This window comes from Pseudomonas sp. SIMBA_068 (assembly GCF_046534705.1).
Taxonomy (GTDB): Bacteria; Pseudomonadota; Gammaproteobacteria; order Pseudomonadales; family Pseudomonadaceae; genus Aquipseudomonas; species Aquipseudomonas putida.
Genome location: NZ_JAWRYI010001553.1, coordinates 1 through 239, shown reverse-complemented (window position 1 = coordinate 239; position 239 = coordinate 1). Strand labels below are relative to the sequence as shown.

1 pseudogene is annotated in these 239 nt (G+C 58.2%); it reads left to right on the top strand.

Going from position 1 to position 239, the window contains the following annotated elements:
• Nucleotides 1-65: 65 nt before the first annotated feature.
• Nucleotides 66-239, top strand: a pseudogene (locus SB756_RS34895) (aromatic acid/H+ symport family MFS transporter); the annotation flags it as partial.

Sequence of the window (239 nt, the reverse complement as noted above, 5' to 3'; positions counted from 1 at the left end):
CTTTAGTGACCTGATCAGCCCTGGCGGCCTGTGCTCGCCTGCGTTTTAGCGTGGAAATAACAACAATGAACCAACCTCAATCCGCTGTAGGGAACTGCCTTGATGTGCAGTCCTTCATCAATGCCCAGCCGCTGTCCCGTTACCAGTGGCGCGTGGTGATCCTGTGTTTCCTGATTGTCTTCCTCGATGGCCTGGACACCGCGGCCATGGGCTTCATCGCCCCGGCGCTGTCCCAGGAC